At 44.0% G+C, this 9,396-nt stretch carries 8 protein-coding genes; 3 read left to right on the top strand and 5 right to left on the bottom strand.

Annotation, left to right across the window (positions count from 1 at the left end; genetic code table 11):
* Window positions 1-387 precede the first annotated feature (387 nt).
* From istA to A3756_RS10215, 3 genes are read left to right on the top strand one after another with little or no spacing between them, the layout of a single operon-like run.
* Window positions 388-1,923 carry an IS21 family transposase gene (istA, locus tag A3756_RS10225; RefSeq protein WP_068553442.1) on the top strand — a complete coding sequence of 512 codons (1,536 nt, stop codon included), beginning with the start codon at window positions 388-390 and terminating at the stop codon, window positions 1,921-1,923.
* Window positions 1,924-1,952: 29 nt separating this feature from the next.
* Complete coding sequence (gene istB / locus A3756_RS10220) at window positions 1,953-2,711, top strand: IS21-like element helper ATPase IstB (protein ID WP_068553441.1); 759 nt, start codon at window positions 1,953-1,955, stop codon at window positions 2,709-2,711.
* A 55-nt stretch (window positions 2,712-2,766) separates the two neighbouring features.
* Window positions 2,767-3,126, top strand: coding sequence for a GNAT family N-acetyltransferase (locus A3756_RS10215; RefSeq protein WP_068553440.1), 360 nt, complete (start codon window positions 2,767-2,769; stop codon window positions 3,124-3,126).
* 44 nt (window positions 3,127-3,170) lie between these two features.
* On the opposite strand, the gene A3756_RS10210 is transcribed toward A3756_RS10215, so the two are convergent.
* The 5 genes from A3756_RS10210 to A3756_RS10190 all read right to left on the bottom strand — a co-directional run.
* Window positions 3,171-4,238, bottom strand: coding sequence for a VanZ family protein (locus A3756_RS10210; protein WP_068553439.1), 1,068 nt, complete (start codon window positions 4,236-4,238; stop codon window positions 3,171-3,173).
* Between the two features lie 38 nt (window positions 4,239-4,276).
* A complete protein-coding gene (locus A3756_RS10205; RefSeq protein WP_068553438.1) occupies window positions 4,277-5,140 on the bottom strand; it encodes a cupin-like domain-containing protein in 864 nt (287 codons plus the stop codon).
* Window positions 5,141-5,214: 74 nt separating this feature from the next.
* Window positions 5,215-6,288, bottom strand: a complete 1,074-nt coding sequence (locus A3756_RS10200) for an SGNH/GDSL hydrolase family protein (RefSeq protein WP_068553437.1) — start codon at window positions 6,286-6,288, stop codon at window positions 5,215-5,217.
* 12 nt (window positions 6,289-6,300) lie between these two features.
* A complete protein-coding gene (locus tag A3756_RS10195) occupies window positions 6,301-7,128 on the bottom strand; it encodes an alpha/beta fold hydrolase (RefSeq protein WP_068553436.1) in 828 nt (275 codons plus the stop codon).
* The coding region (locus tag A3756_RS10190; protein WP_156490397.1) for an amino acid adenylation domain-containing protein at window positions 7,125-9,396 on the bottom strand (2,272 nt) is incomplete at its 5' end. The genes A3756_RS10195 and A3756_RS10190, both read right to left, overlap by 4 nt.

The raw sequence follows: 9,396 nt of genomic DNA, 5'->3' as shown, positions 1-9,396 counted from the left end.
TCTTTAAACTCTTTTGAATAATGCTTCACTCATATTCTCTTACCGCCTCCTATTCAATTATTAAAAATTAACAGAGGCGACAACTATCCTGACACAGGGGGTTATAAGGCAGAGTGGGAATCCGATCTCTGGTCAATTGCATATTCTGGCCCATTCCGATCACTCATTCTGGTTTTAACCGATCATCATTTCTGGAACTTTTCGACCATTGATTCTGGTTTTATTCGATCACTTTTTCTGGATTTCCAGAATCAGTGATCAGATACCAGAATTGATGATCAGATATTTCCAGAATCACTCCTAACGCGTTGACTTAACTAACAATCTGCTAGTCTCTTAGCCTTTTTCCGGCGAGGAGTAATAGCAGTGGCCAAAAAAAGGTTATCAATGCGTAAAATCAAAGACATTTTACGGCTTCGTCATGAGGCCGGATTAAGCTATCGAGGGATAGCTCAAGCACTTAATATTGGTTACGGAACGGTCGTCGATTACCTCAAGCGAGCTGATCAAGCAGGCCTAAGCTGGCCAGTTCCCGAGGAAATGGCTGAGCGAGATCTCGCTCGAATGCTGTTCCCTAGCCAAGCTGCGACGGGTCAAAGGCGTTTTGTTGAGCCAGACTTCCCGCAAGTCCACCAGGACCTCAAACAAAAAACTGTAACCAAACAGTTATTGTGGCAAGAATATCGGCAGCAAAATCCTGATAACGGTTACAGTTATGCTCAGTTCTGTCATCGTTATCTTGAATGGCTGGGTTGCCAGAAACGTAGCATGCGTCAGATTCATCGTGCAGGTGAAAAACTCTTTGTCGATTACTGTGGTCCTACAATGCCGGTGGTGAACCCAGATACCGGCGAAGTCAGGCAAGCCCAAATTTTTGTCGCTGTGATGGGGGCATCCAACTACACCTTTGCTTGTGCTAGTTGGAGCCAGAACCAGGAAGACTGGTTGAATGCCCATGTACAGACTTTCGAGTTCCTCGGCGGTGTACCTGAACTAGTCGTGCCGGATAATTTGAGAAGTGCGGTGCGCAAAACACATCGTTACGAACCAGATATAAACCCGGCTTATCAGCAACTGGCACAACACTATCAAGTGGCGGTTGTTCCAGCGCGCCCCTATAAACCCAAGGATAAATCCAAAGCAGAAGTCGCTGTACAAATCGTTGAACGCTGGATTATGGCACGCTTGCGTCATCAAACCTTCTTCACTCTGGCGTCACTAAACCAAGCAATCCGGTTTTTATTGGACGACTTGAATCAGCGTCCCTTTAAGAAGCTCCCGGGTTCCCGGGCAAGTCAGTTCAAGCAACTAGACCAACCCGCCTTAAGGTCATTGCCTACAACGCCATACCATTATGCAGAGATCAAACAGGTGCGAGTCCATATCGATTACCACGTCGAATACGATAAGCACTATTACTCAGTTCCCCATAATCTGGTGAAACAGGCTGTTGAAGTACAAGCTAGTAACTCAAGCGTCTCCGTTTATAGCCAAGGTCAACGAGTCGCTAGCCACCCTCGTAGTTATCGGCAAGGTGCGCACAGCACTTGTGCTGAACATATGCCGCAAGCGCACCGAGCTATACAGGAATGGAGCCTAGAGCGCTTCCTGAGCTGGGCAAACGAGATAGGCGCTGAAACTCGTGAAGTGGTGAATCACCTACTGCAAGAAAAGCGACATCAAGAACAGAGTTATCGCCGCATACTCGCCTTACTTAGTAATGCGAAGAAATATGGACGAGAGAGACTCAACAAGGCTTGCGGACGCGCACTACTGATCAACTCACCGACACGCAGCAGTGTTGAATCCATACTTAAACAAGGACTTGATCAGATCGTTGTTGAAACTCAGGAGCATCATATTCAGGAAGAGTTATGCCTGGACCACCATGAAAACATCCGTGGTGAAGACTACTACCACTAAATACTCATATGAATAACTAGGGAAAAAACATGTTTACCAATCAAACCTTGCAAGCACTGAGAACATTAAAACTTAGCGGCATGGCTGATGGCCTAGAGCAACAGCTAGCACAACCATCAACACATGAAGAGCTTAGCTTCGATGAACGCCTGGCGCTATTAGTCGATAGAGAAAGTACGCACCGACACAACAATAAAATTACCCGTTTACTGAAGGCTGCCAAGTTAAAGATAAAGGCTCACCCTGAAGACATTAACTACCAGCATCCACGTGGTCTGAAAAAAAGTCAGTTCGCGGGTCTACTGAGTAGTCAATGGGTTCATCAGCATCACAACGTATTAATCGAGGGCCCAACGGGCTGTGGTAAGACATACTTGGCTTGTACTCTCTCGACTCAAGCTTGCCGTCACGGCTTCTCAGTACGCTACTTCCGAACTTCACGCCTACTTGAAGCACTGAGTATTGCGCACGGCGATGGCCGCTTCCAGAAACTCGTTCAGCAACTCGCTAAGACCGACTTACTGGTTCTGGATGACTGGGGCCTGGAAAAAATGACTCTTGGCCAACGCAACGACTTACTCGAAATAATGGAAGACCGACACGGCGTTCGATCAACCATAATCACGAGCCAGCTACCTATCACGCAATGGCATAAAGCTATTGGCGATGCAACGCTGGCTGACGCCATCCTGGATCGCATACTGCACAATAGTCACAAGCTAAAACTTAAAGGAGAGTCACTAAGAAAGGCAATGAGTAAAATAACTGAATCCGATCACTCGGAGTGATACTATCGAGGTCTAGGCGTTAGGAGATTTAGGTGATCGAATAAAACCAGAATCGATGATCAGATACGCCGGAATACGCAGTCAATTTTCTTTGATAAGTGGCAGAACTCAGTACGTGCTTAAAGTGGGGTACGATGAATCTGTTGAAAAGCTTTCACCTGGTCGTTTTCATATGAAGGTATTAATTGATAGATTAATTGAGGAGGAAAATATCGCTACTTTGAATTTGATGAGTAATGCTCGTTGGCATATTGGCTGGAATCCTAATGAGGTATCGCTAGTCTCTATCTTTATTGCCGGTCGTACAATTAAAGGTAGATTATTCGTATGGCTAAAGCTGTTAAAAAGAAGATTTAAGAGGTCTTTGAATCAGGGGCGAATGCATTATTTTTTACATAAGCTAAGGCTCATATAATTAGTAAATGAAGAGTCTTGTTCGTAGTGTGATTGGATTGAATTCTAGAGTATGCAGTTGCTATCGTAGATAAGCTTTTGTTTTATTGCTTTGAGTGATAACTCAAAATCAAAGGGAGATAGCGCCACGGAAAATAAAAATAAAGAATATAAAACGATAGACAATAGTACATCATACTTTTGTTTATCCTTGCTATTTACGTGCGCACTGGGCTCCTGGTATAGCTTGATGCATAACAATGAAATAGATAAGCCTATCATCGATGCCATATAAGGCATGAATATATCGCTCCTGCCTGACTTTATAAAAACTTCTGATACTTCAATGCACAATGAAAAGAAAAGGCAGTGGACAGCGGGTACTAGAATGTTAGGTGTTTGGCGTTTTATTTGAATATGTGCGCTTAAAAAGGCAAGTGGTATGAATATGATACAATTCAACGTTAAGTACTGCCAATCTACTGATGCGGATGAAAAGTGGAAAAAGGGGTCAAGAATCAAACGTGGCATGTCACTGTTTTGACTGTTTAGCTTTGCATAGATATCAGATAATGAGACGGTGATATTAAGAGGTAGTAAACAGGTTATATAAGCGACCGCTATATAGATAAACCGGATTCCAGATATGTTTTGCAATGCCGCATTATCTGATTTTTGCTCTATACCAAGTAAGCTAGAAGGTGAAAAGTGAAAGTGCTTTAGTGCAATATAGGCGACAAAATAGCCCGTGATAAAACCTGAAGTATTTGATATTACGTCTGAAATATCGGAATAGCGCCCAATAAATGCTTGCGTTATTTCAACTAGTGTACTGACTAAAAAACCAACAAACAGATAGGGGCTCATTAATCTAGGAGAGGATTTACTCGCTATATATAGGGAACAAAGAAAGCCCAATGGCATATACAGCAGTATGTTCGTAGCAACATCTCTTAGGTTGTGAAAATTAAAAGAAAATGCACTCCCTTTTTCGAGTAGGGTCTGGATTGCACTTTCTGTGCTGGGTGCCTTTCCTGTTAGGTAAAAGCTTGCCGCTAGAATAAATAGTAAATATAGAAGTAGAAGAAGCCCAAAGCTTAGTCGTGTTATATTTGGGCTTGTTTGTAACGGCATTTGAGTTTCCCTATTTCTGTTAAGAGTAAATAATAGCTTTAGACTTTACCACTCAATAGCTTGGCGGCCACTTTGAATAGGAATACTTTTATGGCGTCACTGATCTTTTTGTCACCGGATATAGGGCTTAGCTTGATTCCCAGTCTCCTCTTAACTAATTCATTAAAGCGCAAGGCTAAGCCTTTCTTCTGAGTTTCTTTCGTGTTGAAGATAATTGATACTGAGGCTGAAACTTCATCGCATGTTTTTACCCAGTGTGGTGCTAAATAGGGAATATGAGCGCCTTCACCTGGCTTAATAAAAGTTTTTGTTGAGGTGTTAACAAATTCGTCCCGTAAGCTTGGTGCTACTTTATGGGTTTTGGCTACAAATGTTTCCAGTTCATCATCACTAATTTGTTCTTTATCCCAGGGTTCCCACGTATAGACTTCTTTAGTGCCCGTAAGTTGCATAAGGAAAGTGCTATACCGGTCGATGTGATAAGGCGTTGTGCCATTTGGTGACGTGATAAATAGATAGAGTGTTGAGTCAGTAATTTCTGTACCTAGTTCTTGGGCAAGTTGTTCAAGGTCGTTCTTTAGCCCTGTAAATAGCTCTTTATATTGTTCGTCAATTTCAGGACTTCTAACCATCACAAAAGAGTCTGAAGTCGCCAGATTTTCCAGTGCGTGCTCTAATGAGCATTCTATTTTATGTTCTTTATGAGCTGTATCAAGATTTGCATTGATGTCGACTTTACTAGAGCTGGCATACACGTGCTCCGGGGGAAGTCTGAGGACTAACTCAGATAGACTATCAAGTGATGCTAGAGGTGTCTCCACTACAGACTGGTTAAATTTGAATGACCTTTTGTTGAAGTCGGAGAACTGCTGTTCTTGATCTAGTTTTATGTATTTATACATTTTGCATTCCTTTTTCTCTAGTACTCTTAGTGGAAGAGCTTGTGCGGCTAGCTATTTCTTGAAAATCTACTTATTCACTCGTTTTTTGATAACACGGGCAGAATCACACGCAGTATTTCTTCTTCGGATAAAGGGCTTAATTGAAGCTTAAAACCTTGGTTAAGTTGTTCGATCAGGTTATTTAACCAAAAGCCGTTGTAGACTGTTCCAGCATGATAGTCGGCCAATATCAGGTTGCTAGGGTGATCGCCTTGACGACTCTTAATGGTGACCTTATCAGCTAATCGGGTTTCAAGGTTTATGGGCTCATTATAACGGTCACTATATCGCTTTATTTGCCAGGCGACATCATCTATGAATAATACGCGTTTCTTATCTTGAACGTAACTTTTTAGCTGACGATCAAAGCTACCCAGGACTTGGTCTCGGTTTTTGATGTTTTCTAATGTTGGCCAATGTTTATAGCTTTCGGTTAAATTGCAGTCTCGACACATACCAAGAACAGCGACCTTTACAGAAGGGTGGCTCGCCAATAATTGCTCGGTTGCCTCGGTGATCTGACGGACACACTCACTGACAACGTCTTTAGCTGTCTTGTCTAAGCCGCTGACTCCCCATTGTTCTAATTGTTTGGTTGAGCCGAGATTGTTTACGCCGATTCGAATGATGACCAGCCCCTTTTCCCAGAAGTCCGGAGAGCGCTGCAAGCGAGAGATCAGCCATTTTGCTTGATAGGGCCAGCCTTCAAGCAAAGACTGACAGCGAAGTCCGGAAACTGCATAGTTATAGTCGAAGTCTAATTTCTTGGGGGCTCGGGCAGGGAGCTTAAGCCAGTTCTTGATTCTTGCCCAGCGGTAACTTTCACCCCATGTCCCGAATGCTCCAAGATTAACTTGCTCAGATCGAAATCTGTCCCATAGTGCTGGCCAGTTGTAAGTGACGCTATGAAAGTCGCCTCCTCTAGCTTTATTGTCATATTTATCTCGATAGCTATGACTGTCTGAATCACCCAATATTGCGACAGGAAACGCAGCATCACCAGGGTCAGAAGTATCGATGCCTGTCTTATTCAGGAATAGCCAGTACGAGGCAAAAACCATTACAAAAAAAAGGCCGATGGTGGTGGTTGTTGGTTTAATCGAAAGCATCCTTGCCTCACTTTAGTAATGTCTGCTTAACCAGTTTTTAATCGCGTCGAACAAGCTGTGCTTATCGTTCAGCATGAAAAAAGTATGGTCAGCTTTGGGGAAATAGACTTCTTCAAATATTTGCGTGAAGAACTCGCCAGGAAAAGCATCTTTCATTTGTCCCTGATAGTTGTAGTAGGACTGTACCCCTCCGCTGTAGACATATAGGCACTTGGCTTCGCGTTGATGCAATACTTCCATGTCGGCCTTATATTGACTTTTTTCCGGTAAGCGCCAGACATAGTCATCAACATTATTTGCTTGATTATCGCTCGATTCTGAAGACATAGCTTTGGTTTTAGTCAGCCGCTTAATTAAAGCCTTAATCAGGTTGAAGGGCTGAGATAGCTTTTTGAGAAATTTCACACGATTAAACTTTGGACTTAGGTAACCATAGCCATCTATCCAAACTAAACCTTTGACACGATCATCCTTTACAGCAATTTTGTGAGCGTTCTCGGCACCTGTACAAAGGCCAAAAGAAATTACACTGCAGTGGTTAAACTGAGTTTCAAGGCAATCCAAGGCTGCAAGCATATCCTTGGTAATTTGCTCTGTTCGAGAAGAAGGTGATGCGATGCGGGTGCTATCACCTTGCCCACTCAGGTCAAATCGAAAGCTGGCATACCCTAGATCAGCCAAGAATTTTGCGAGATGTACATGCAAATTGAAAGGGCCTGATTTATGAACTGCACCAGCATTAATTATCAAGAAACAAGGCTTCTTGCAGTCTTCTTCTGGAGCAGTATAGATACCCTGAAGGTGCTGCTGTGGGCCAAAGCTCTGAATTTGTTCAATCATTGACTTAAGCTCTTTAAAATAAATTGGTTGATATTATGTGTTGAGATTGAGCGGTCAATGTCCTTGTAGAAGTACCAATTGCCTTCATCATCAATATGTTGGTAGTTGATATGCTGCCCACCTGTCGCACTTAAGCTTTCATCTTCGGTCGTTGAGATGACGGTGCATGGCGTATCATTAAGGCTATTGAGTTGGTCTGCCAGTCTTAGAGAGTCTATTTGCTTTTGTAATTTCGTACAGTATTGATAGCCAAGGTATTCACCCTGTTTTAGGTCACTGCTTTTCCTTCTAACACTGAAATGCCAGTTTTGAGTAAGTACTTGTTTTTGCAGAGTGTCTAATTTACCAAGATAGTCGGAGCCATTGAGAATCGGGTCCCAAAGGACTAGCTCATTAAACTGGCACTTTGTATTGGCTAATGTAGCAATTGAGGCGCCTAAACGTGAGGCGACACAGACCACCTGCTCAACGCCTGCTCGGGCTTTTAGCTCCTCATATGCTTTGATAAGGTCTTGTTGCCATTCTTCGATACTTTGAGTAGAAAACTCACCAGTGGAGTCACCCACGCCGTGGTAGTCAAAACGCATGCAATAAAAGCCTTGTTTAGCGAGGCTAGTGGCAAGTAGCTGGGTCATTCGATAGTTGCGAAAATACTCATGTCCGATCGGAGAGCTGAATAATATTGCTTTGCTACGATAAGCGCCCGCACCAGGCTCATGTATTACGCCGTAAAGAGGTAATTTACTATCACCGAAGAATACTGGGTGGATTGTTTGCGTTGCGGGAGAATGTAGCTCTGTTTTATTGGTTTCGTCAGAAAGACCTTTAGCCGCTGAGCTTTCTGTAGCGGCTGTTTTTGTGGTCTGATCTATTAGCTCAGCTAGTTGATGTAAGCTTTCCAGTAGTAAGTCTCGAGGCTTCAGTTCAACGTTAAAATGCGCTTGCACTTTATGAATAACTTGAATGGAAAGTAATGAATGGCCGCCGATATCAAAGAAATTATCGTATTTGTTAATATCATGGTTCCCGCATACTTCTCCCCAGCAGAGAGCTAACCACTTTTCTGTGCTTGTCTCGGGGCCTTGACGCGATTCACCGGCAGACATTTGAGTTAGGTTCCAGCTTTGCAGGACTTTTCGATCAAGCTTGTTGTTAAGGGTGCGTGGTAACTCCCCGAGTGCTTCAAGGTGCTGTGGCACCATGTAAGGGGGTAGTTGCTGTCGCAGGTGCTCACGAAGTTCACTGAGACTAATCGGGCTATTCTTCCATACAACATAAGCGATGAGCCGCGTATCGCCGGCACGGACTTCTCGTACGCTTAAGGCGCAGTCGTCAATGGCGTCGTGTTGGCGCATAAGCGTCTCAATTTCCCCCAGTTCTATTCGGTAGCCGCGTACTTTGACTTGCTGATCCAGTCGTCCCATATACATAAGGGTGCCGTCGTGGGTGTAGCGTACTTTGTCACCGGTGCGATAGAGTTGGCCGTCTCCAAAGGGGTTTGGAATAAAGACCTTCCGGGTTAATTCGTCACGATTGTTATAGCCTAAGGTCAAACCGTCACCACCGATGTATAGTTCGCCAGCGATGCCGTTAGGGACAGGGCGCAGCTGCTCATCCAGCACATATAACTGAGTGTTGGCGATAGGTAAGCCCAATCCAGGCGGTGTTTGGGTTTGTGTAATCTGGGCACAGCTAGACCAAACGGTGGTTTCAGTTGGGCCATACATGTTCCAAAGCTCACTACAGCGTTGAAGTAGCTCTTCAGCTAAATCCAATGGCAATGCTTCGCCACCGCACAGTGCTTTTAATCTAGGCTCACCCTGCCAGCCACTACTGATCAGCAATCGCCAGGTGGCGGGTGTTGCTTGCATGAAGTTTGCCTGATGCTTTATCAGCAAGCTTAATAAACGTCGACCATCACTACTATCCTGTTTCTTGGCAATAATGATTTTGGCGCCGACCCAGAGTGGCAAGTAGAGTTCAAGTACGGCAATATCAAAAGACAAAGTTGTTACTGCCATCAGGGTATCATCAGCCTGGAGCCCTGGCTTTTCGGCCATGCTGTGTAAGAAGTTCATGACGGAAGCATGGGGTACCACAACGCCTTTAGGCTTTCCGGTAGAACCGGAGGTATAGATGATATACGCAGCTGTATCCTCAGGGATTGTTACATCTGGGCAAGCTGTGTTCTGCTGTGATAGACGTTCAGAAATCAGATCGGTATTGAGTATGTGTGCAACAGAAGGCAGGCGCTTGATATGCGTTTCT

This window comes from Oleiphilus sp. HI0086 (assembly GCF_001635225.1).
Note: the sequence above shows the minus strand (reverse complement) of the source record. Positions and strands in the feature narration are given on the sequence as shown.